Source organism: Streptomyces sp. NPDC107522 (assembly GCF_055657525.1).
This window is the reverse complement of sequence record NZ_JBVKAU010000020.1, coordinates 30,888-53,975: the sequence shown is the minus strand read 5'-3', so window position 1 is coordinate 53,975 and position 23,088 is coordinate 30,888. Positions and strand designations below refer to the sequence as shown.

Annotated in this window: 20 protein-coding genes; 11 read left to right on the top strand and 9 right to left on the bottom strand. The window is 69.7% G+C overall.

The genetic code is table 11. From position 1 onward, the window contains the following. Window positions 1-80: 80 nt before the first annotated feature. The 3 genes from ACZ7L6_RS37925 to ACZ7L6_RS37915 all read right to left on the bottom strand — a co-directional run bounded on the left by ACZ7L6_RS37925 (window position 81) and on the right by ACZ7L6_RS37915 (window position 2,384). A complete protein-coding gene (locus ACZ7L6_RS37925; RefSeq protein WP_471932103.1) occupies window positions 81-812 on the bottom strand; it encodes a DsbA family oxidoreductase in 732 nt (243 codons plus the stop codon). 76 nt (window positions 813-888) lie between these two features. Continuing rightward, complete coding sequence (locus ACZ7L6_RS37920) at window positions 889-1,392, bottom strand: GNAT family N-acetyltransferase (protein ID WP_471932101.1); 504 nt, start codon at window positions 1,390-1,392, stop codon at window positions 889-891. Continuing rightward, complete coding sequence (locus ACZ7L6_RS37915) at window positions 1,389-2,384, bottom strand: GlxA family transcriptional regulator (RefSeq protein ID WP_471932099.1); 996 nt, start codon at window positions 2,382-2,384, stop codon at window positions 1,389-1,391. Before ACZ7L6_RS37915 ends, ACZ7L6_RS37920 begins: the two co-directional genes overlap by 4 nt. A gap of 70 nt (window positions 2,385-2,454) precedes the next feature. Between ACZ7L6_RS37915 and ACZ7L6_RS37910 the strand changes: the two genes are divergently transcribed. Further along, entirely contained in the window at window positions 2,455-3,861 is a 1,407-nt protein-coding gene (locus ACZ7L6_RS37910; RefSeq protein ID WP_471932097.1) for an MFS transporter, read from the top strand. Here ACZ7L6_RS37910 and ACZ7L6_RS37905 read toward each other — a convergent pair. Continuing rightward, the gene (locus ACZ7L6_RS37905) at window positions 3,821-4,429 is read right to left on the bottom strand and encodes a DUF1349 domain-containing protein (RefSeq protein WP_471932095.1); all 609 of its coding nucleotides are present in this window, start codon (window positions 4,427-4,429) and stop codon (window positions 3,821-3,823) included. The genes ACZ7L6_RS37910 and ACZ7L6_RS37905 overlap by 41 nt on opposite strands. A 176-nt stretch (window positions 4,430-4,605) precedes the next feature. After that, window positions 4,606-6,135 carry an aldehyde dehydrogenase (NADP(+)) gene (locus ACZ7L6_RS37900; protein WP_471932093.1) on the bottom strand — a complete coding sequence of 510 codons (1,530 nt, stop codon included), beginning with the start codon at window positions 6,133-6,135 and terminating at the stop codon, window positions 4,606-4,608. 132 nt (window positions 6,136-6,267) lie between these two features. On the opposite strand from ACZ7L6_RS37900, the gene ACZ7L6_RS37895 reads away from it, so the two are divergent. The 5 genes from ACZ7L6_RS37895 (at window position 6,268) to ACZ7L6_RS37875 (ending at window position 11,547) form a co-directional block, all read left to right on the top strand. Next, a complete protein-coding gene (locus tag ACZ7L6_RS37895; RefSeq protein ID WP_037743746.1) occupies window positions 6,268-7,041 on the top strand; it encodes an IclR family transcriptional regulator in 774 nt (257 codons plus the stop codon). 103 nt (window positions 7,042-7,144) lie between these two features. Then, window positions 7,145-8,149 (top strand): hypothetical protein, encoded by a 1,005-nt coding sequence (locus tag ACZ7L6_RS37890; RefSeq protein ID WP_471932091.1) that lies wholly within the window; start codon window positions 7,145-7,147, stop codon window positions 8,147-8,149. Further along, window positions 8,146-9,399 (top strand): sensor histidine kinase, encoded by a 1,254-nt coding sequence (locus ACZ7L6_RS37885; RefSeq protein ID WP_471932089.1) that lies wholly within the window; start codon window positions 8,146-8,148, stop codon window positions 9,397-9,399. The genes ACZ7L6_RS37890 and ACZ7L6_RS37885 overlap by 4 nt, the downstream gene beginning before the upstream one ends. Next, window positions 9,396-10,046: a response regulator transcription factor gene (locus ACZ7L6_RS37880; protein ID WP_471932087.1), complete on the top strand. Its 651-nt coding sequence runs from the start codon at window positions 9,396-9,398 to the stop codon at window positions 10,044-10,046. The genes ACZ7L6_RS37885 and ACZ7L6_RS37880 overlap by 4 nt, the downstream gene beginning before the upstream one ends. 55 nt (window positions 10,047-10,101) lie before the next feature. Further along, entirely contained in the window at window positions 10,102-11,547 is a 1,446-nt protein-coding gene (locus tag ACZ7L6_RS37875; RefSeq protein WP_471932085.1) for a peptidoglycan D,D-transpeptidase FtsI family protein, read from the top strand. Between the two features lie 2 nt (window positions 11,548-11,549). Here the strand turns inward: ACZ7L6_RS37875 and ACZ7L6_RS37870 are convergent, their stop codons facing one another. Then, a complete protein-coding gene (locus ACZ7L6_RS37870) occupies window positions 11,550-13,001 on the bottom strand; it encodes an NCS2 family permease (RefSeq protein WP_471932083.1) in 1,452 nt (483 codons plus the stop codon). Window positions 13,002-13,250: 249 nt separating this feature from the next. Here ACZ7L6_RS37870 and ACZ7L6_RS37865 point away from each other — a divergent pair, with 249 nt between their 5' ends. From ACZ7L6_RS37865 to ACZ7L6_RS37850, 4 genes are all read left to right on the top strand, one after another. Next, a complete protein-coding gene (locus tag ACZ7L6_RS37865; protein WP_471932081.1) occupies window positions 13,251-13,820 on the top strand; it encodes a SigE family RNA polymerase sigma factor in 570 nt (189 codons plus the stop codon). After that, window positions 13,817-14,683: a hypothetical protein gene (locus ACZ7L6_RS37860; protein ID WP_471932079.1), complete on the top strand. Its 867-nt coding sequence runs from the start codon at window positions 13,817-13,819 to the stop codon at window positions 14,681-14,683. The genes ACZ7L6_RS37865 and ACZ7L6_RS37860 overlap by 4 nt, the downstream gene beginning before the upstream one ends. A gap of 86 nt (window positions 14,684-14,769) precedes the next feature. Further along, entirely contained in the window at window positions 14,770-15,603 is an 834-nt protein-coding gene (locus ACZ7L6_RS37855; protein WP_471932077.1) for a pectate lyase, read from the top strand. Between the two features lie 59 nt (window positions 15,604-15,662). Next, window positions 15,663-17,345, top strand: coding sequence for a rhamnogalacturonan lyase B N-terminal domain-containing protein (locus tag ACZ7L6_RS37850; RefSeq protein WP_471932075.1), 1,683 nt, complete (start codon window positions 15,663-15,665; stop codon window positions 17,343-17,345). Window positions 17,346-17,448: 103 nt separating this feature from the next. Here ACZ7L6_RS37850 and ACZ7L6_RS37845 read toward each other — a convergent pair whose 3' ends face one another. Further along, complete coding sequence (locus tag ACZ7L6_RS37845) at window positions 17,449-18,603, bottom strand: right-handed parallel beta-helix repeat-containing protein (protein ID WP_471932073.1); 1,155 nt, start codon at window positions 18,601-18,603, stop codon at window positions 17,449-17,451. Between the two features lie 237 nt (window positions 18,604-18,840). Between ACZ7L6_RS37845 and ACZ7L6_RS37840 the strand changes: the two genes are divergently transcribed. Beyond that, window positions 18,841-21,039 (top strand): glycoside hydrolase family 43 protein, encoded by a 2,199-nt coding sequence (locus tag ACZ7L6_RS37840; RefSeq protein WP_471932071.1) that lies wholly within the window; start codon window positions 18,841-18,843, stop codon window positions 21,037-21,039. 3 nt (window positions 21,040-21,042) lie between these two features. Here the strand turns inward: ACZ7L6_RS37840 and ACZ7L6_RS37835 are convergent, their stop codons facing one another. Both ACZ7L6_RS37835 and ACZ7L6_RS37830 read right to left on the bottom strand, forming a co-directional pair. Continuing rightward, window positions 21,043-21,840, bottom strand: coding sequence for an HAD family acid phosphatase (locus ACZ7L6_RS37835; RefSeq protein WP_471932069.1), 798 nt, complete (start codon window positions 21,838-21,840; stop codon window positions 21,043-21,045). 100 nt (window positions 21,841-21,940) lie between these two features. Further along, window positions 21,941-23,053 (bottom strand): right-handed parallel beta-helix repeat-containing protein, encoded by a 1,113-nt coding sequence (locus ACZ7L6_RS37830; RefSeq protein ID WP_471932067.1) that lies wholly within the window; start codon window positions 23,051-23,053, stop codon window positions 21,941-21,943. Window positions 23,054-23,088: the final 35 nt, after the last annotated feature.

Genomic DNA, 23,088 nt, shown 5'->3' with positions numbered 1-23,088 from the left:
TTGGTCCATTGCGAATCTTTACGTGGTTTCGCTAAGGAACGCTTATAGATCGCCCTCGACCTGCGTGTTCTTTCACCAGCTCAGCGCTGCGGCACCGCGCACCCGTCGGGCCCGCACGCGTCCGCGTCACCGGGTGCGGCGGCTCCGCCGTCGATGAGCGTCAGCGGCGAGCGCTCGCCCCACGCCTGCGTCAGCGCCTGCTCGAAGACCTCGGCGGGCTGGGCGCCGGAGACGCCGTACTTGCGGTCGAGGACGAAGAACGGCACGCCGGTCGCGCCGAGTTGGGCGGCCTCGCGCTCGTCGGTGCGGACGTCGTCGGCGTAGGCGGAAGGGTCGGCAAGGACCTTGCGGACGTCGTCGGCGTCGAGGCCGGCCTCGACGGCCAGCTCGACCAGCCGCTCGTCGCCCTCGGTGAAGAGGGACCGCTCCTCGGCGAAGTTCGCCCGGTAGAGGATCTGGATCAGCTCGTCCTGCCTGCCGTGCTCCTTGGCGAGGTGGAGCAGGCGGTGCAGGTCGAAGGTGTTGCCGTGGTCGCGGCCCTTCGTGCGGTACTCCAGGCCCTCGGCGGCGGCCTGCGCGCCGAGGTTCTCCTCACCGGCCTGGGCCTGCGCCGCGCTCATGCCGTACTTCCTGGTGAGCATGGTGATCACGGGCTGGACGTCGCCCTTGTCGCGCCCCGGGTCCAACTCGAACGAGCGGTGCACCACCTCGACCTGGTCGCGGTGCGGGAAGGCCTCGAGCGCCTTCTCGAAGCGGGCCTTGCCCACGTAGCACCAGGGGCAGGCGATGTCGCTCCAGATCTCGACGCGCATGTCTGTGGCTCTCTCCAGGTCGTACGGATGCGGAGGCTCTCTCCGCTCTCGTACGTGAACGTTCAAGCAGCCGGGTTCATTCCCCGGCCACGGAGAAGCACAGGAACAGGTGATGGTCCCCCTCGGCGGGCGGGTTCTCCGGGTCCGGGTACCAGCCCCGGCCGACGTAGAAGTTCTGCGCACGCCGGTTGTCCACGTGCACGTCGAGCACGGCCCTGCGCTTGCCGTCGGCCCGCCATTGCTCCACGCAGGCCGCGTGCAGGGCCGTACCGACGCCCCGGCCCCAGTGGTCGGGGTCGACGTGGAACTGGAAGAGCTTGACCGTGCCGGCGGGGGCGTCCTCGGGTGCGCGGAAGGACGCGATCGCGAGGATGCGGCCCTGCTCGACCAGGCACAGCACATGGCCGTCGGGCCGCTCGATGACGCCGCGCCAGGCGGCGGTCCAGTCGGTGCCGTCGTCCGGGATCCCGTCCGGGTAGTACGTCGCCCGGGCACGCGCGTGCAGGGCGACGACCGCCTCCGCCTCGGCGGGCAGGACGGTGCGGATCACCCGGCTGCCGACCACTCGGTCACTGATCATGCAACGGAGGACGTGGCCCCGGGCGCCCCGGTTCCGAGCCGGCTGAACTGCGCCCGGTAGGCACTCGGCGTCAGCCCCGTACGCCGGACCAGATGCCCGCGCAGCGAGTCGGCCGTGCCCAGCCCGCAGGCGCGGGCCACCTGGTCCATGGGCAGGGCGGTGGTCTCCAGCAGTTCCTTGGCGCGCTCGATGCGCTGGTGGAGCAGCCACTGCAGCGGGCTCACCCCGCTCTCGGCGTGGAAGCGGCGGGTGAGGGTGCGGACGCTGACGCCGGCGTGGCGGGCCAGGTCGGTGAGGGTGAGCGGCTTGTCGAGGTTGCGCATGGCCCAGCCGCGGGTGTCGGCGCAGGCGGTGCCGCGCTCGGGCGGCAGCGGGGTCTGGGTGAACTGGGTCTGGCCGCCGGGCCGTACGGGCGCGACGAGGGCACGCCGGGCGACCTCGTTGGCGACGGCGGCGCCGTAGTCGGTGCGGATGACGTGCAGGCACAGGTCGATGCCGGCGGCGTACCCGGAGGAGGTCACGTACGGTCCGTCCTGCACGTACAGCACATCGCCGCGCAGGTCGACGTGCGGGTAGCGGCGGCGCAGTTCCTCGGCGTGCGCCCAGTAGGTCGTGGCCCGGCGTCCGTGCAGCAGCCCCGCCTCGGCGAGTTGGAACGCGCCCGTGCACAGCGACGCGATCCGCTTGCCGTCGTCGGCCGCCTCACGGACGGCGGTCACGATCCGCGACTCCGGCTCGAAGGGCTCCCCGGTCCCCGCGACGAGCACGGTGTCCGCCTCCCGCACGGCGTCGAGCCCGTGCCGTACGTACAGGTCGAGCCCGCCACTGGTGGGCACCGGCCCCGGCTCTGCCGCACAGATGACGACCTCGTAGCCGGGCCGCCCGTCCACCTCGACCTTGCCGAACAGCATCTCCGGGATGGCGAGGTTGAACATCGACACGGGCGAGGGCGCGACGACGGCGATGCGGTGCGGGGCACGCGACTGGGGCATGGCCAGAACCTCCGGGGACATGGCATTCCGGCCACTACTGTACGGCGGCGGAGATCCGCAGCATGGAGGCATGTCCACGAACGAGACACGCACCGGCACTCAACTCGCCCACGGCGGAACCGAGTCGGAGCAAGGCAAGCCCAGGGGGCCCAGGAAGGCCTCCCCCACCCTGACCCTCACCGCCGGTCTCCTCGGTTTCGCGCTGGTCTGCCTCGACGCGTCCGTGGTGAACGTGGCCCTGCCCGCGATCGGTTCGTCCTTCGGCAGCGGAATGTCCGGCCTGCAGTGGGTGGTGGACGCCTACACCCTCGCCTTCGCCGCGCTGATGCTGTCCACCGGGGCGTTCTCGGACCGGGCGGGGGCGAGCCGCGCGTACGCGCTCGGCACCACCGTCTTCACGCTCGCCTCGGCGGCCTGCGGCCTGGCGCCGAACCTGCCCGCGCTGATCGGCGCACGGGTGGTGCAGGGTGTGGCGGCCGCCGTGGTGCTGCCGGCCTCGCTGGCGCTGGTGCGGCAGGCGTACGCCGATCCGGCACGGCGGGCCCGCGCGGTGGCCGTGTGGGCGGCGGGCGGTTCGGTGGCGGTGGCGCTGGGTCCGGTGGCGGGTGGTGCGCTGACCACGGCCTGGGACTGGCGGGGGATCTTCTTCGTCAACCTCCCGATCGGTGCGCTGATCCTCGCGCTGCTGATCCGGGCGCCACGCTCGGAGTGCCGTCCGGCACCGCTGGACCTGCCCGGCCAGGTGACGGCGGTGGTGGCGCTCACGGCCCTCACCTTCGCGGTGATCGAGGGCGGGACGGCGGGCTGGGCGGCACTGGCGGTGGCTGTAGTGGCCGCCGTCGCGTTCCTCCGGATCGAGGCACGCCGACCGCACCCGGTCGTCCCGCTCGGCCTCTTCCGCAACCGGACCGTCGCGGTGACGGTGGCCGCGGGGGCGGCGGTGAGCGTGGCCTTCTACAGCATGGTGTTCGTCTTCTCGCTCTTCTTCCAGCAGGTGCAGGGCCGTTCCGCACTGCAGGCAGGCCTGATGTTCCTGCCGATGACGGGCCTGATCGCGGTGACGAACGTGGTGGCGGGCAAGCTCGCGGGCCGCTACGGTGCGCGGCTGCCCATGCTGGTGGGGCAGGGCCTGGCCGTCGCCGGACTGCTCGCGACGCTCTACGTCGACACCGGCACGCCCGCGGTCGTGGTGGCCCTGCTCCTCGTCCCCATGGCGCTGGGCTGCGCCCTGACGGTGCCGCCGCTGACCGCGGCGATGATGGACGCCGTACCCGCCGAACGGGCGGGCCTTGCGGCCGGCGTCCTCAATGCCGCGCGGCAGATGGCCGGTGCGCTGGGCATCGCGGTGTTCGGGGCGCTGGTCTCCGACGGTTTCGTGGCGGGGATGCGGCTGAGCGTGGGGATCAGCGCGGCCCTGCTCGCGCTGACCGGCCTGCTCAGCTTCCGTCTCGCAGGTCCTTCGGCCAGTTCGGCCTGAACTCGAGATGGTCGTACGTCACGACACACCCCTCCCCCATCGGCGACTGCGTCATGAACCCGACCAGGGCGGCGTCGCTCTCCTTCTCGTCGCCCAGCGTGAAAAGGCGGACGAAGGTCCACCGCTTGCCGTCACGGGAGGCGTGGAAGGCGAAGGCCCGGCCGGTCCGGCTCACCCGGAGCCATACCGAACTGCCGTCCACGGTGAAGGAGTTGGCGTCGTCGGAGTGCCCCCGCGTGACCACCGTGCACACGGTCGGCACATCCGGCGAGTACTCCAGACAGAGCTTGGCCCAGGCGCGGTCGCCGACATGGACGTAGAGCACTCCGGCATCGAAGGCGGCGGCGAACCCGACGGTGACACGGGCTATCAGCTGGAAGTCACCTTCGGGAGCCCCCAAGAGCCGCGGCGCATCGGAGGCCGGGTCCAGGGCCTCCCCGGTGGGCGGCACGAACCGGTCCTGCCGGGGGCCGGCCCATCCGGAGAGGATGCCGTCTTCGTAGGCCCAGTGCCCGTCGGGCCCGTAGGTACGGAGGGGGAAAGGCAGTTCGGGAAGTTCCACGTCCATCGCCACAGTGTCTCAGTAGATCTTCCGCAGCACCTTGAAAGCGCCCGGATCTGCAACGCCCCATAGGGGCGCGGGGCTGTGTTTGATATGCGGCTACCGCCGCGTGGGCGCGACCAGCCACAACCGACCGGTACCCAGCAACGCACCCGCACCCCTACGGCGAATCCCGCGGAGCGTCACCGCTCCAGACGCCCGTTGAACCTACGAGGCAGCCCCAACGGGTTGTCATCCCGCAGCTCCGCCGGCAGCAGGGCCTCAGGCGCCCCCTGATAGGCAACCGGCCTCATCCACCGCTCGATGGCCGTACCGCCCACCGACGTGGACGTCGAGGTCGTCGCCGGGTAAGGCCCACCGTGATGCTGGGCCGGCGCCACGGCAACTCCCGTCGGCCACCCATTCACCAGCACTCGCCCGGCGAGCGGCGTCAGCTCCGCCAGAATCTCCGCGCCCCGGCCCTCACCGGCGGCCTCCTCGGCGGACAGATGAACCGTCGCCGTGAGGTTGCCCGGCAGCCGGGACAGCACGGCCCGCGCCTGCGCGTCGTCGTCGTACCGGACCACCACGGTCACCGGCCCGAAGCACTCCTCGAGAAGAAGGTCGTACGCCCCCTCACTCGCCAGCTTCTCGGCCGCGACCGTCAGGAACCCCGCGCTGACCGTGTGCTCCCCGCCCGCCCCCGGCGTCACCGGCGACTCCACGTCCGGCAGCTCGGCGCGCTCGACGACCCCGGCGAGGAAGTTGTCCCGCATGCGGTGGTCCAGCAGAACCCCCGCCTCGGTGTCGCTCACGGCGTCGGTCAGCGACTTCACCAGCCCGTCACCGGCCGCACCGGACGGCACCAGCACCAGCCCCGGCTTCACACAGAACTGCCCGACGCCCAGCGTCATCGAACCCGCGAGCCCGGTGCCGATCGCCTCGGCCCGCTCGGCCGCCGCGGCCTCGGTGATCACGACGGGGTTCAGCGACCCCAGCTCGCCGTGGAACGGAATCGGCACCGGCCGCGCCGCCGCCGCGTCGAACAGCGCACGGCCGCCCTTCACGGAACCGGTGAAGCCCGCGGCGGCGACCAGCGGGTGCTTGATCAGCTCGATGCCGGCCTCGAAGCCATGCACGAGACCCACGACGCCGGCCGGAATGCCGTGCGCGGCGGCAGCCGTACGCAGCACGTGAGCGACCAGCTCGGACAGGCCCGGGTGGTCGGGGTGGGCCTTGACGACGACCGGGCAGCCCGCGGCCAGCGCGCTCGCCGTGTCACCGCCGGCCACGGAGAAGGCGAAGGGGAAGTTGGAGGCCGAGTAGACGGCGACGACACCGAGGGGCACCTTGTAGCGGCGCAGGTCCGGGATCGGCGGGGTCGCGGTGTCGTCGGGGTGGTTGATGACGACGTCCAGGAAGGCGCCCTCGTCGACGATGTCCGCGAAGGCCCTCAGCTGGTAGCAGGTGCGGGCGAGTTCGCCGGTGAGGCGGACCGGGCCGAGCGCGGTCTCGGCGTCGGCGGCCTCGACGAGCTGGTCCTTGGCGGCCTGGAGCCTGTCGGCGGCGGTGCGCAGGAAGGCCGAGCGGACGGTCCGGTCGGCGAGGGAGCCGCGCGCGTCGTGCGCGGCGCGGACGGCGGTGTCCACCTCCTGGGCTGTGGCCTCCACCGCAACCTGTTCACGCTGCTTCCCGGTTCGGGGGTCGACACTCCAGACTGGTGCTGCTGCCACCGCGGGTCCCTCCACACATGTCATGCCGCAGTACGGGGTCATTCACCAGGCTCGTTCGATATACTGAACGCTGTCTCTGATGATGAATATGCTGTGGAGACTATTTCCCGTCGAACGAAGGGGTCAAGGGCGATGTCGGCTGGCGAGACGGGCGGCGGGGCGCAGGTCAAGTCCGCGGTACGGACGGTTGAACTGCTCGAATACTTCGCCGGACGCCCCGGTATGCACTCCCTGGCGGCGGTCCAGGAGGCCGTCGGCTACCCCAAGTCCAGCCTCTACATGTTGCTGCGCACACTCGTCGAGCTGGGCTGGGTGGAGACGGACGCGACGGGCACGCGGTACGGCATCGGGGTGCGGGCACTGCTGGTCGGCACCTCCTACATCGACGGCGACGAGGTGGTCGCGGCGGCCCGCCCGACGCTGGACCGCCTCTCGGACGACACGACCGAGACGATCCACCTGGCCCGCCTCGACGGCACCAACGTCGTCTACCTCGCCACCCGCCAGTCCCAGCACTACCTGCGCCCCTTCACCCGGGTCGGCCGCCGCCTCCCGGCCCACTCCACCTCCCTCGGCAAGGCGCTGCTGAGCACGTACACGGACGAGCAGGTCCGCAAGATGCTCCCGGAGACGCTTCCCGCGCTGACCGAGAACACGATCACCGACCGGGAGAAGCTCATCGAGGAGCTCCACCAGGTCCGCGAGCAGGGCTTCGCCGTCGACCGCGAGGAGAACACGCTGGGGCTGCGCTGCTTCGGCGTGGCGATCCCGTACCGCACCCCGGCCCGCGACGCGATCAGCTGCTCGGTCCCGGTGGCCCGCCTGACGCCGGCCCACGAACAGATGGTGAAGGACGCCCTGTTCGACGCCCGGGACCGGCTGACGCTGGCGACGCGCAGGCTCTGAGGCAGGTCTCCCCCTGCGAAACGATCGGTCTCCCCCGTCCGGCGGAGACGGATCGTCGCCGTGCACGACGTGCCCGCCCGGCTCCTCGCGGGAGCGTGGACGTATGACGCAGACACTCGCTCCCGCTCCGGAGACCGACGAAGGCGCCGTCGGTCCCAGCCGGTCCCGCCGTGCCCTGAGGGCCGTCGCCGTCGCCTCCTGCGTGCCGTACCTCGCGCTCAAGATCGCCTGGATCGCCGGGAGCCGCATCGGGATCCCGGACGGCAGCTCGCTGCTGGAGCACCGGGGCACCATGGTCGTCGCCAACGGCATCACCGTCCTCATGGACGGGGCCGTGATCGTGCTCGCGCTGGTGCTGACCCGGCCGTGGGGGCTGCGGCTCCCCGCGTGGCTGCTGGCCTTCCCCGCGTGGGTGGCCACCGGGCTGCTCGCGCCGCTCATGGCCGGGTTCCCGGTCCAGCTCGTCGTCAACGCGCTCGGCGGGACCATGGACGACTCCGACGACGCCGGCAGGCCGTTCCTCGACGCCTGGGTCTTCGGGGTCGTCTACACCGGGTTCATCGTGCAGGGCCTCACCCTCGGCGCCCTGTTCGTGCTGTACGCCCACGATCGCTGGGGCCGGCTGTGGGAGGGGCGGGTCTGGGAGCTTCCGGTCGGTGTCATCGGTGCGGCCCAGCGGGCGGTCGCCGTCGCGGCCGCCGTACTCGCGCTGCTGCCGCTGACCGCCCACGTGCTGTGGGCGTGCGGCAGCACCGCGGGGCTCAACGACACCCGGATCGCCGACCGGACCAGCGACTTCTACGTCATGGAGGTCCTGTACGCCGTGTTCCTCGCCATGGCCGTCACCGGCGGCGTCCTCCTCGCCTTCCGGCGCGGCCGGGCTCTGCCCGTCAGGCTTCCCCTGGCCCTCGCCTGGGTCGGCTCCGCCGCCATGGTCTGCTGGGCGGGCTGGCTGTCGCTGGCCTCGCTCACCGAGGTGGCCGACGCCCCGACACAGCTGATGAACCTCGCCTACGCTGGCGAGATGATCGTCGGCATCCTCGTCGCCTGCCTCGGCGTCCACTTCCTCGCGGAGCGCGCCGCGTGCCGGAATCGTCGTACCGCGTGAGCGAGTTCGTCCGGCTCCTGTTCGGCCGGCAGGCGCGTCGCCGATGGCTGCATCTGATCATCGGCGGCGCGCTCGCCATGCCGTACGTCTTCGTCGGCCAACTGGTCGTCAATCCCGCCACCGACTCCCGATACGTCTTCAACGACCTCTCCCTCCAACTCCTCTCCTTCGCCCTCGGGTTGCCCCTCGCCGCGGTCACCGCCGTGCTGTTCCCGCTGACCCGGCCGCTGGAGGCCGGCGCCGTCAGGTGGCTGTGCGGGGTCGACCGGGACCGGCTGGCCTACGGGCCGGCCCGGACACGGGGCGCGAAGGGGCGTACGGCGGCCTGGTTCACGCTGCATCTCGGGTTCGGGGGGATCATCTCCGGGATGTCGCTGGCGGTGCCGCCGTTCGCGGGGTTCCTCGTCGCCCTGCCGATGCTGGCCTGGCTGGGCCACACCGGTGTCGAGTTGCCCGAAGCCCTCGACCACACCTGGGTGTTGGCGCTCGCGCCGGTCGCCGGAGTGGCGACGCTGGTCGCACTCGCCGGCTGCGCGGCCGCCTCCGGGACGCTTCTCGCCCGCTGGGCGCCCGCGTTGCTCGGGCCGACCCCCGAGGACCGGCTCGCGGCGGCCGAGGCGCGCGCCGCCGACCTCGCCGTGCGCAACCGGCTCGCACGCGAACTGCACGACTCCGTCGGCCATGCCCTCAGCGCCGTCACCCTCCAGGCGAGCGCGGCCCGCCGGGTCCTGGACACCGACCCGGAGTTCGTCCGCGAGGCCCTCGCCGCGATCGAGGACACGACCCGGCGCACCGTCGGCGAACTCGACGCCGTGCTGGGCGTGTTGAGGGACGGCGACGCTCCCGGTACGGCCCCGGCGCCCACCCTCGCCGCCGACCTCGACGGACTGCTGCGCCGCACCCGGGCGAGCGGGCTGCGGGTCCAGGCCACGCTCACGGCCGACCCCGACACCCTGCCGCCGGTCGTCTCCCGCGAGGCCTACCGCATCGTGCAGGAGGGGTTGAGCAACGCCCTCAAGCACGCCGGTGACGGGGTGACCGTGGGGCTGCGGACCGCGGTGGCCGACGGGCACCTGGAGATCACCGTCGAGAATCCCGTCGCCCGCACCCCCGAGTGCCGGCCCGGCGGCGGCCACGGCCTGCGGGGCATCGCCGACCGGGCGCGGCTGCTGGGCGGGACGACTCAGGCCGGCGCCGCCCAGGGGACGTGGCGGCTGCACGTACGACTGCCCATGAAGGGACCCGCATGACGATCCGGATCGTCCTCGCCGACGACGAACGCATGGTCCGCAGCGCCCTGCGCGCCATCCTCTCCGCCGAGCCGGACCTGGAGGTGGTCGGCGAGGCGGCCACCGGTGCCGAGGCGGTGGCGGTCGTGCGGGACCGCAGACCCGATGTCGTCCTCATGGACGTCCGCATGCCCGAGATCGACGGCATCCGGGCCACCGAGCAGATCCTCGCCACGCTCACCGACCCGCCCCGGATCGTCGTGGTCACCACCTTCGAGAACGACTCGTACGTGTACGACGCCCTGCGCGCCGGAGCCGCCGGGTTCCTGCTGAAGCGGGCGGAGGCGGACGCGCTGGTCCAGGCCGTACGGCTGGTCTCGCGCACCGACACCCTGCTGTTCCCGTCGGCCGTACGCAGCCTCGCGGCCGAGCACGCGCGCGCGTACCCGGCGCCGCCGCCCTGGGTGGCGAGGCTCACGTGCCGCGAGAGCGAGGTGCTGCGGCTGATGGCGCAGGGTCTGACCAACGCGGAGATCGCACGGCGGATGGACGTCGGTCCGGCCACCGTGAAGTCGCATGTGGCGGCGGTCCTGGCGAAGACCGGCACCCGGGACCGTACGCAGGCGGTGATCGCCGCGTACGAGGCGGGCTTCATGAACGCTCGATGAGAAAACGGGGCGCAAGGGAACGATTGCCCCCATCCCGATCGTCGTCCCGAGTGGGATGAACAAGACGATCAGGCGGGCGTCCGTCTTCTCGCTGCTGCTCGTGCTCGCTCTGCTGGTCAGGGCGACCTGGGTGCAGTTCTACGAAGGCCGGGCCCTCGCGGACGACAAGGACAACCGGCGGAATGCGATCGCGCTGTACAGCGAGCCGCTCGGCAACATCGTCGTGGGCGGCGAGGCGGTCACCGGCTCGGCGCGGACGAAGAGCGGCGACCTCGCGTACAAGCGGACGTACAAGGAAGGCTCGCTGTACGCGGCCGTCACCGGGTACAGCTCACAGGCGTTCGGCGCCACCCAGCTGGAAGGCATCTACCAGGACCTGCTCGACGGCACCGACAACCGCCTGAAGAGCGTGCTGGACACCGTCACCAACAAGCGGTCCGACCCCGGCAACGTGATCACGACGATCGACCCCGATGTGCAGAAGGCGGCGTACGACGCGCTCGGCGACAAGAAGGGCGCCGCCGTCGCGATCGACCCCGCCACCGGGAAGATCCTGGCGGTCGTCTCCACTCCGTCGTACGACCCGTCGACGATCACGACGGGCGACTCGGCCGCCTGGAAGCAGCTGACCAAGGACGCCGACAAGCCGCTCACGAACCGCGCGCTGCGCCAGCCGCTGCCGCCGGGTTCGACGTTCAAGCTGGTCGTCGCGGCGGCCGCGCTGGAGGACGGCCTGGTCTCCTCGGTGGACGAGAAGACGGTCAGCCCGGACCCGTACCCGCTGCCGCAGTCGAGCAGCAAGCTGACCAACGAGAACCCGTCCGCCCCCTGTGAGAACGCCTCGATCCGGGTGGCCCTGCAGTACTCCTGCAACAACGTCTTCGGGAAGATGGCCGTCGACCTGGGCCAGGACAAGGTCCGGGCGATGGCGGAGAAGTTCGGCTTCAACGACGCCGAGCAGGACGTGCCGGTGCGGGCGTACGAGAGCGTGTACCCGACGGACATGGACAAGGCGCAGACCGCGCTGTCCGGCATCGGCCAGTTCGACGTCACCGCGACCCCGTTGCAGATGGCCATGGTGTCGGCCGCCATAGCCAACGGCGGCAAGCTGGTCTCGCCGCACATGGTTTCGCAGATCACCGACGGCGGCGGAAACGTCCTGGAGAACTACGACGACAACGCCGGCACCAAGGAGATCGTCAGTTCCGACACGGCCGAGCAGCTCCAGTCGGCGATGCAGACGGTCGTCGAGAAGGGCACGGGCACGAACGCCCAGATCTCCGGCGCCACGGTGGGCGGCAAGACGGGCACGGCCCAGCACGGCGAGAACAACAGCAAGACGCCGTATGCCTGGTTCACGTCGTATGCGAAGTCCGGGGACAAGGAGGTCGCGGTCGCGGTGGTGGTGGAGCAGTCGGACGCGGCACGTTCGGAGGTCAGCGGCAATGGACTGGCCGCCCCCGTCGCCCAGAAGGTCATGGAGGCGGCACTCGAGAAGTAGGGCTACTTGACGCCCAGAACCTGCTCGATCGGGTTGATCGCGAAGTAGACGAGGAACAGCACCGAGGTCCCCCACAGCAACCAGTGGATGTCCTTCGCCTTCCCCAGCACCGTCTTGATCACGACGTAGGCGAGGAACCCGGCCCCGATGCCGTTGGTGATGGAGTACGTGAACGGCATCACGGCGATGGTCAGGAACGCGGGGATGGCGATCTCGTACTTGTCCCAGTCGATGTGCTTGACCTGGGTCATCATCAGGAACCCGACCGCCACCAGGGCCGGGGCGGCGGCCTGGAGCGGGACGATCGTCAGCAGCGGCGTCAGGAACAGCGCCAGCCCGAACAGACCACCGGTGACCAGGTTCGAGAAGCCCGTGCGCGAACCTTCACCGACACCCGCCGCCGACTCGATGTAGGACGTCGCGGAAGAGGACGACGACGCGCCACCCGCGACCGCCGCCGCACCGTCGATCAGCAGCACCTGGCCGAGGTTGGGCACCTTGCCCTGCTCGTCGAGGAGACCGGCCTCCGCACTGATGCCGACGACCGTGCCCATCGTGTCGAAGAAGTCGGACAGGACCAGCGTGAAGATCAGCAGGACGACGGTGATGGCCGTGGTCTCGCCGAACGCGCCGAACAGGCTGAAGTCACCGATGAGTCCGAAGTCCGGGGTGTCGACGACCTTGTCCGGCCAGGCCGGCGTGGTCAGGCCCCAGGCCTTGATGTCGGCGATCGAGTTGATGATCATCGCGACGACCGTCATGGTGACGATGCTGATGAGGATGGCGCCCTTGACCTTGCGCGCGAGCAGGGCGATCGTCAGCAGAACACCGAGACAGAAGACGAGAATCGGCCACCCGGTGAGCTGGCCGGTACCACCGAGCTGAACCGGCACGGTGGTGTTCGCGGCGTCCGGGATACGGCTGACGAACCCGGCGTCGACGAAGCCGATGAAGGCGATGAACAGGCCGATGCCGACACTGATCGCCTGCTTGAGCGGCTGCGGGATGGCGTGCATGACGGCCTCGCGCAGACCGGTGACCACGAGCGCGCAGATCAGCAGGCCTTCGAGGACGACCAGGCCCATCGCGTCGTCCCAGGACATCAGCGGGGCGATCTGGAAGGCGACGACGGCGTTCAGGCCGAGGCCCGCGGCGAGGGCGAGCGGCAGGTTGCCGCCGACGCCCATGATGATCGTCATGACCGCGGCCACCAGGGCGGTGGCGGTGGTGAGTTGGACCGCATCCAACTGGTGGCCGAACTTGTCCTTCGCGCTGCCCAGGATGATGGGATTCAGGACAAGGATGTAGGCCATCGTGAAGAACGTGGCGAAGCCGCCGCGTATCTCACGGGCGAAGGTGGACCCCCGTTCGGAGATCTTGAAGAACCGGTCGACGCTGTTCACGCCCGGTGGTGTGGCATCTGACCGGTCGGCCACCTTCTGGGACTCGGACATGGCGGTTGCTCCTTGGTGCCTGATTGATCGGTGTGCGGATGCTGGCTGGATTGTTCCCGCGTTGAACCCGTTTCAGGTTTTCTCCGTGTTACGGAATCAGCGCCGCTCAACGTACGGCCTGCCACACGATGTTCGAAGCCTCGTACGAACCAAGTGCTCGATCGCTGCTACGCTTCCGCATCTCGCCCGGATGATCTCCGGACAAACACATGTCATTCACATGACACGCACAGGCAGGAGGGGTCGCCCGTGGGCACAGTCGTCGACGACGCCGCCTCCGTGGAGTTCCACGCCTTCTTCGAGCGCCACTACGCCGAACTGTCGCGCCTGGCCCATCTGCTGACGGGCGAGGCGGACGCCGCCGACGACCTGGCGGCGGACGCGCTGCTGGCACTGTGGCACCGCTGGGACCGGGTACGGGCGGCCGACCACCCGGTGGCGTACGCGCGCGGGGTCGTGGCCAACCTGGCCCGCACCAGGATCCGCAGCGCGGTCCGGGAGCGGCGGCGGATCGCCCTGTTCTGGTCGCAGCGCGAGGAGAAGGCCGAGAACCCGGACGTCGCGGGCGTCGTCGACGTCCAGGAGGCGTTGCGTAGACTTCCGTTCCGCAAACGCGCCTGTGTGGTGCTGCGGCACGCCTTCGACCTCTCCGAGAAGGACACCGCGCTCGCCCTCGGCGTCTCGGTCGGTACGGTGAAGAGCCAGACCTCGAAGGGGATGGCCGAGCTGCAGCGGTTGCTCGGGACGCAGGGCGCTCCGCTCAAGGTGCACGCGGCGGCGATGGCCCGCACCGGGAACGCCGCAGGAAGGAACCGATGATGCGGCGGGACGTGCACGACGAACTGCGCGCCAAGCTGCATGAGGCGGCCGAGGCGCACGAGCCCCACCGGGAGCGGATCCTGGCCCGCGTCGAGCGGGGCATGGCGGATCCGTCGGGGCAGGCCCGCCGCGACCACCGGGCGACCCGTCCCCCGGTGTACGGCTGGTTCCGGGTGGCGACGGCCACTGCCGCGGTGGCCGGTGTCCTCGCGGTCGGCGGTTACGCGGTGGCGTCCGCCGTGAAGGAGGACACCCCGCAGCAGACGGTGGCCACGTCGCCGACGCCCACCCCGTCGCCGGACGCGACGAGCCGCGCCCCGGTCCCGCCCGCCCCGCCGGCCGACCCGACGCCCAAGGACACACCGAAGTCCCGCGAGACGGCCGAGAAGCCGGCGCAGCCGACCGCCCCGGCCGAGCCGCCCGCAGCCCAGGGCGAGGAGGACGGCCCGCTGTGGTCGGACGGCTCGGTGGACCCGCACAGCAACGACTTCTGGGCGCAGAGCAATCTCACCCTCAAGACGAGCGAGCAACTCACCGCGCTCACCGTGCGGTTGAAGGTCGCCCAGACCGGCGGGGTCACCTCGACCGGCGCCTGGCGTTCCCTGCCGGAGGACGACTTCACGCTGACGGTCGAGGAGAAGGACGGCTTCGTCGTCTACACCTGGGTGCTCAAGGAGGGCCGTACGGTCCGCGAGGGCGAGTGGGTGTTCGCGGGGCAGTACGACCATGAGCGCGGCGGCCGGGACGCCAAGGACGACAGCTATGCGATGACGGCCACGGCGGGCGGCGAGCAGCTGTCCGTGGCGGGCGACTTCGCCTCGCACGACGGTGACGACGACGCGACGTCCGACGGGGACTCGTAAAGAATTTCCTACCGGACCGGCAACCCTTTCCGCACGCGTGGCGACCAGGAGACGCAAGGATCCCCCTCCACGCAAGGAACCGGGTCATGACAGCTCAGTCCGAACAGCGCGTCCGTCACCGTCGCAGGGTCACCAAGCGGCGGGCCCTGATCGCCGGGGTCTGCGCGCTCGGCATCACCGGCGCGGCCATCGTCACCACCACGTCGTTACTGTCCACCGCGGGTGCCGCCGCGTCCTGGCCGACGCCCAACGGGAGCAAGCCGGTGTCGAAGACGATCCCCGTGTCGGGCACTTACGACGGCAGGATGGCGAAGTTCTACGGCACCGGCGACCTGGGCGGCAGCGGCCAGGAGGAGGGCCAGGACCCGGTCTTCGAGCTGGCCGACGGCGCGGTCCTGAAGAACGTGATCATCGGCACCCCGGCCGCGGACGGCGTCCACTGCAAGGGCTCCTGCACGCTGCAGAACGTGTGGTGGCTGGACGTCGGCGAGGACGCCGCGACGTTCAAGGGCAAGTCGTCGTCAGCCGTGTACACGGTGTACGGCGGCGGCGCGAAGAACGCCGACGACAAGGTGCTCCAGTTCAACGGCGCCGGGAAGCTGGTCGTCTCCAAGTTCCAGGTGGAGAACTTCGGCAAGCTGGTGCGCTCCTGCGGCAACTGCTCCACGCAGTACAAGCGCACGATCATCATCAACGACGTGGACGTCACCGCGCCCGGCAAGTCGATCGTCGGCAGCAACTCCAACTACGGCGACACGGCCGCCCTGCGCAAGATCCGCGTCCACGGCGACAGCGGCAAGAAGATCAAGACCTGCACCCGCTTCCAGGGCAACAGCAGCGGCAAGGAGCCGAAGGAACTCGGCAGCGGCCCGGACGGAACCTCCTGCAAGTTCTCGTCATCTGACATCACGTACCAGTGAGTGAACGTTCAAGCACTTACCCCGGGGCTTCTCCCGGGCCGTTCCCCGGAGCACGACCTGTGAGCACGCACAAGAGAAGCCTCACCCGCAGACGGGTGCTCGGGGCCTCCGCGATCGGCGTCGCCGCCACCGGCGCCGCCGTCGCGGGCGGCACCGGCCTTCTCTCCTCCGCCTCCGCCGCGACCTTCGGCTACAAGGACGACGGTTCGAACTACGTCGTCGACACCGGAGCCTCGCTGGTCTTCAAGGTCTCCAAGTCGACCGGCGACCTCACGTCCCTGGTCTACAAGGGCAAGGAGTACGAGGGGTACGGCGGCAAGCACTCCCACGTCGAGTCCGGGCTCGGCGCGTCCACGGTCACCATCCGGCAGTCGGGCTCGACGGTCCTGGTGAAGGTCGTGCACGGGGCGATCACCCAGTGGTACGCGGCGCGCAGCGGCCAGAACAACGTCTACCTGTGGACGCACAAGGCGGACGCCTCCTTCACGGCGACCCGCTACATCGTCCGCCTCAAGCCCGGGATCTTCCCGAACGAGGGCTCGGACACCTGGATCGAGGCCTCGGACAAGGTCATCGAGGCCGGTGACGTCTTCAAGCGCGCGGACGGCACGACCCACTCCAAGCACTACTCGGGCAAGCGCACCCTCGACTACGACCATGTCGGCTTCACCACCGGCAAGGCCGGCCTGTGGCTGGTGCGCTCCAACCACGAGAAGGCCTCGGGCGGCCCGTTCTACCGCTCCCTGCTGCGCCACTCCAACGACAAGGGCGCCGCGCTGTACGAGATCCTGCACTACAACCAGGCGCAGACGGAGCCGGAGCGCTTCGGCCTGCAGGGCCCGTACGTGCTGTCCTTCACCGACGGCGGCGCACCCTCGTCGTCCCTCTTCCACGCCAAGCTGGACACCTCGTGGGTGGACGGCCTCGGCATCACCGGCTGGGTCGGCGCGTCGGGCCGCGGCAAGGTGGCGGGCGTCGGTCTGAAGGGCATGGACGCCAAGTACACGTACACCGTGGGCTTCGCCAACAAGGACGCCCAGTACTGGACGAAGGCCGCGGCCGGCTCCGGGGCGTTCTCCTGCAAGGGGATGCTGCCGGGGACGTACACGATGACCGTCCACAAGGGCGAACTCGCCGTGCACACCGGCACGGTGAAGGTGACGGCGGGCGCGACGACCTCGCTGCACACCATCACCCTCACCGGTGACCCGTCGGCGGCCAGGACCATCTGGCGGCTCGGCGACTGGGACGGCACGCCCGGCGAGTTCAAGAACGCCGAGCTGATGACGTACGCGCATCCGTCCGACGGCCGCGCGGCCAAGTGGACGGGGAACGTGACGATCGGCGGCGGGAGCGAGGCGGCGTCCTTCCCGGCGTACATGTGGAAGGACGTCAACGACGGCATCCTGATCTACTTCAAGCTGACCAAGGAGCAGGCGGCCGCCGCGCACACGCTGCGGGTCGGGGTGACGGACGCGTTCCTGAACGGCCGGCCGCGCATCACCGTGAACGACTGGGTCTCGGCCGTCCCCTCGGCTCCCACTCAGCCCTCGACACGCTCGCTCACCACGGGTTCGTACCGCGGAAACAACCACATGTTCACCTTCAGCGTCCCTAGTAGTGCGTGGAAGACGGACACGACCCAGTACAACGTCCTGAAGATCAACATCGTCAGTGGTTCGAGCGGCTCGGCGTACCTCAGCCCGGGCACCTCGTTCGACTGCCTGGACCTGCTGGCCTGAGCCCCCCTCGGCCAGCAGCGCCGCCGGCTAGAGCCCCCCTCGGTCGGCGACAGGAACGCCCCGCCTGTGACGACAGGCGGGGCGTTCTTCTTGACCCTGAGAGCTAGTTCATCGTGGAGCCGATGGTGGTGGAGCCGGTCGTCAGGAATGTCGTCGCGGGCAGTGAGCCGTCCGCCTCGCGGGCGCCGTACGCCGTCGTCGCGGCCGTGGACTTGAAGGAAGGGGCGGACACCCCGCTGTCCCAGTTGTTCGCCGCGGAAACGGCCGACGACCCCAGCTTGGCCGGACCCTTCCTGTTGCTCACGGCGAGATTGCGAGCCAGCCGCGCCTTGCCGGTGGCGAAGTAGAAGCCCGACTCGGCGTTGGTGTACGCGGTGTTGCGGTTCAACACGATCGCCCCGGTGTTGGAGTTCTCCGTGAACCCGTGCAGGGTGTTGTCCCATGCCGCGTTGTTGTTGACGACATGCGCGACCGATGCACCACCACCGCCGAGCTTGAACCCGTTGCCGTTGCCCTCGAAGGCGGAGTCGTTCCACCGGTTCTTGCCGTTGCCGAAGGCCCAGGTGTGCTCGATGGTGACCGGCGAGGAGAACTGCCAGAGGTCGATGCCGTCATCCGAGTTGTTGTACAGACGCGCCCCGGTGATCTTGTTACCCGTCCCGGAGCCGAACTTGATCGCAATCCCGTCGGCGTTCTGACCGTGCCCGGCCGGGTCGTAGTTGCCGTAACTGTCCAGGTTCTGCACGAGGTTGCCGGACGTGCCGTCGCCGCGCAGCGTGAACCCGGAGTCGCCGTTGTTCGCGGTGACGAGGTTCTTGAAGACGCCGCCCACCGACGACGTGGCGACGAAGCCCTGCGCCGGGGAGTTGACGAAGGTGAGGTTCTGCACGGTCCAGTAGTCGCCGTAGATGCCGGCCAGCCAGGAGCCGTCGGGCAGCCTGGACCCGTCGATCCTCACCTTCTCGCTGCCGTACGCCTTCAGCGTGATCCGCGCCGAACTCGTGCCGCTGGCCGTGGACTTGAGGGTGGCGGTCGGCTGGTACGTGCCGCCGCGCACCTGGATCGTCGTACCGGCGGCGGCGTTCTTGACGGCCGACTCCAGCTGGGCGGTGCCGGACACGGTGACCGTCGTCGAGGCGGCCTCGGCGCCGCCGCTGGAGAGGCCGAGGTAGACGCCGCCCGCTCCGGAGGCGACGGCGATCGCCGCGGCGATGGAGAGGGTACGGGTCCTGCGGTGACGGCCGGTGCTCGGACGCACGGGGCGTTCCTTTCCTGGGCAATGGGGACGACGAAGCGGGCCGGAGGGGCCGCCCCGGCCCGCTTCTGACATCCGGTCGCCGCCATGGCCGCGAAGGTTGCCGCACCTCACCGAAAACAAGCGAAACTTTCGCGCCCGCTCATCGCGCACTCACCGATTGACGTGCAGTTTCCCGCTGGTGAGACTCCCAAGGCGCACACCACTCAACAGGAACCCCCACACTCACACAGGACTGATATGCGCCCACGCATACTTCTCGCCGCCTGTCTCTCGCTGCTTCTCGCCCTCCTCACCGCCCCACCCGGTTCCGCCCACTCAGGAGCACCACCCGTGAGCAAGCCCAAGTACGCCGGCTACCTCTTCGCCTACTTCATCGGCGAGGGCACCGCCGACGGCGAGCAGATCCGCTACGCCCTCAGCCGCGGCAACGACCCGCTGCACTGGCGCGAGCTGAACGCCGGGAAGCCGGTCCTCACGTCGACGATCGGTGAGAAGGGGCTGCGCGACCCGTTCGTGATCCGCTCCCCCGAGGGCGACAGGTTCTACATGATCGCCACGGACCTGCGGATGTACCAGAACAGCAGCGGCAGCTGGGACCACGTCCAGCGGCACGGCAGCAAGTCCATCATGGTCTGGGAGTCGACCGACCTGGTCCACTGGACCGACCAGCGCCTGGTGAAGGTCTCCCCCGGCAACGCGGGCAACACCTGGGCGCCGGAGGCCTACTGGGACGCGGGCCTCGGTGAGTACGTCGTCTTCTGGGCGTCGAAGCTGTACGCCGCCGACGACCCCGACCACACGGGATCGACGTACAACAAGATGCTGTACGCGACCACGAAGGACTTCCGTACCTTCAGCGAGCCGAAGATCTGGAACGACCCCGGCTACTCGGTCATCGACTCGACGGTCGTCGAGCACAAGGGCATGTACTACCGCTACACCAAGGACGAGCGGGACCCGACCTCCTCCAGCCCCTGCGCGAAGTTCATCACCGGGGAGAAGTCGACCTCGCTGACCTCGACGAAGTACGACTTCGTGGCCGACTGCATCGGCAGCGGGGCGATGGACCGGGGCGAGGGCCCGACGGTGTTCAAGTCGAACACCGAGGACAAGTGGTACCTGTTCATCGACGAGTACGGCGGCCGCGGCTACATCCCCTTCGAGACGACCGACCTCGACTCCGGCAAATGGAGCCCGTCGCGGAACTACCAGCTGCCGGCCAGCCCCCGGCACGGCACGGTGATCCCGGTGACGCAGGCGGAGTACGACCGGCTGCTCGCCGCGTACCCCGCGAGCCCCGCCTCGGTCGTGGACGCGACGGCGAAGGACCAGAAGGGGTACGCGATCGTCACGGAGAGCGCGTCGAAGGTCGTGCTGCCCATGCGGCCGGACGCGGACCTGTCGCGCCTCGCGCCCAGGCTCTGGGCCGGTGAGGGCGCCACCGTCACCCCGCGCTCCGGCACCCGGCGCGACTTCCGCAAGCCGCAGACGTACACGGTGACGGCGGCGGACGGCACGCGGCGCACCTGGACGGTCGAGGCGGTACGGACCGGCAGTCCCGTCCTGCCGGGCCTCAACGCCGACCCGGATGTGCACTACCTGAACGGCGAGTACTGGATCTACCCGACGACGGACGGCTTCCAGGGCTGGAGCGGGACGCGGTTCAAGGCGTACTCGTCGAAGGACCTGGTCCACTGGAAGGACCACGGGGTGATCCTGGACCTGGGGCCGGACGTGGGCTGGGCCGACAAGTACGCCTGGGCCCCTGCGATCGCCGGGCGCGACGGCAAGTACTACTTCTACTTCTGCGCCGAGCAGCAGATCGGCGTGGCGGTGGCCGACTCCCCGGCGGGCCCGTTCAGGGACGCGCTGGGCAAGCCACTGGTGGCCAAGGGCGGTTCGCTCCCGGGCCAGATGATCGACCCGGCGGTCTTCACGGACGACGACGACCAGGCGTACCTGTACTGGGGCAACGGGCACGGGTACGTGGTCCCGATGAACGACGACATGGTGTCGTTCGACGCGTCTGAGGTGCGGGACATCACCCCGGACAACTTCCGCGAGGGTTCCTTCGTGATCAAGCGGAAGGGCACGTACTACTTCATGTGGTCCGAGGACGACACCCGCAGCGAGAACTACCACGTGGCGTACGCGACGGGACCGTCCCCGCTCGGCCCGTGGACCAAGAAGGGGACGATCCTGTCCAAGCGTCCCGAGTACGGCATCCTCGCGACCGGCCACCACTCCGTGGTGAACGTGCCCGGCACGGACGACTGGTACATCGTCTACCACCGCTTCGCCCTGAACGGGCCCGGCAAGCCGGGCGGCGACGGCATGCACCGCGAGACGACCGTCGACCGCCTGAAGTTCGCGGCCGACGGCACGATCGAGCCGGTGGTGCCGACGCTGGAGGGGACAAGGCCGGTGAAGGGCTGACGCTCAGCTGACGAAGTACGTCGGGTTCGGCAGCTTGTACGTCCGGTCCGCGAAGCCGCCCTCGAGGTCGCTGTACTGGTCGCCGAAGTTGGCGATGATCTCGTACCCGAGGTCGTCCTCGATGTGCTGCCGGGTGCCGGACTTGTACTGCACGGTCGTGCAGTTCCAGGTGCCCGGCGTGGCGCACTCGCCGAGATAGGCCGGCGGGTTCGCCTTGTCCTTGAGGAACATGTGGTCGGCGTCGAGGTTCACATCGGCGCCGACCTTCTTCAGGTTCTCGACGGCGGCGGAGCGCTGGGCCTCGCTCAGGCCGGAGTTGTAGAAGACCTCGACGCCCTTCTTCTCGGCGTACCGCACGAGCTCCGGGCTGCCGAAGACGGCCGGGCGGTCGGCCTTGTTCACGTACTCGGCCCAAGTGGTGCCGTTGTACGTGTAGTTGGTCTTCTTCTCGTAGTCGAGGCTGAGCAGCAGCGTGTCGTCGATGTCGAACACGACGGCCGGCTTCTCGCCCTTGTGCAGCGCCTTGCGAGCCGCCTTGTCGATGTACTTCCGCGCGTCGGCGTCGATGCGCGCGAGGTCCTTGGCGTAGGGGCTGTCCGGGGACGCCTGATACACACCGTTCGCGTCGAGCGTGGTGCCGTAGTAGGTGTCTATGTCCTTGACCAGCACCCCTATGTTGTACGGCTCGTGGGTGCTGTTCGCGGTCGACTGTCCGGCCGTGGCCGCGCCGGCGCCGTAGAGAGCGGCACCGGCGACGGCACAGGCGGCGGTGACGGCCGCGATACGCAGTGGTTTATGCATGACAAAGATTTCTACGCGCGTCACCCTCATGAGCGCGAGACCCGTTGCCCGATCTTTACCTGTCTCACGGACGAACGGGTCTCGCGCTCCCCCGGGCAGATCAGTCCATCGTCGCCCCGATGGTCGTGCTGCCCGTGGTCAGGAAGGTCGTCACCGGCAGGGAGCCGTCGGACTGGCGGGCGTTGTACGTGGTGGAGGCGTCCGTGGACCGGAAGGCCGGGGTCGAGATGCCGGAGTCCCAGTTGTTGCCCGACGAGACGACCGAGCCGCCCTTGCTGACCAGGCCGCTGCCATTGCTCACGGCGAGGTTCTTGCCCAGCCGGGCCGCACCGGTGGCGAAGTAGTAGCCCCACTTGGCGTTGGCGTACGCCGTCGTGCGGTTGATGACGATGGCGCCCTTGTTGCTGTTCTCGGTGAAGCCGTTGCCGGCGTTGTCCCAGGCGGCGGAGTTGTTGACGACGTGGGCCACGGTCTCGCCGTCGCCGCCCAGCTTGTAGCCGTTGCCGTCGCCCGCGAAGGCGGAGTCGCCCCAGCGGTTCTTGCCGTTGCCGAAGGCCCAGGTGTGCTCGACGGTGACCGGGGAGGAGAAGGACCAGAAGTCCAGACCGTCGTCGGAGTTGTTGTAGAGGCGGGCGCCGGTGATCAGGTTGCCGGTGCCCGAGCCGAACTTCACGGCGATGCCGTCGGCGTTCTCGCCGTGGTTGGCGGCGTCGTAGTGGCCGTAGGAGTCGATGTTCTTCACGGTGTTGTTCACCGTGCCGTCGCCGGTGAGCGTGAAGCCGGAGTCGCCGCCGTTGATGGTCTTGATGTTGTTCCAGACCGTTCCGGTGCAGGACTGGCAGACGACCGCGCTGTCCGGGGAGTTCTGGAAGGTGATCTTCGAGACGTTCCAGTAGTCGGCGGTCAGCTTGAAGATCCAGTCGCCCGAGGGGAGCGACGATCCGTCGATCTTGACCGTCTCCGAGCCGTACGCGGTGAGCGTGATCGGCGACGACGAGGTGCCGTTGGCCGTGGACTGGAGCGTGGCCGTCGGGTAGTAGGTGCCGCCGCGGACCTGGATGACGGTGCCGGGCGTGGCGTTCTTGATGGCGTTGGCGAGGTCGGTCGAGTTGCTGACGACCACGGTCGCGGCCTGGGCCTGGGTGGGGAGGACGGCAAGGCCGGTGCCCAGGGCCAGGGCCGTCGCGGTGGCCAGAGCGGTACGACGAGACATGGCGAGCGGGTCCCTTCTCGTGCGGGTGGGGGGAT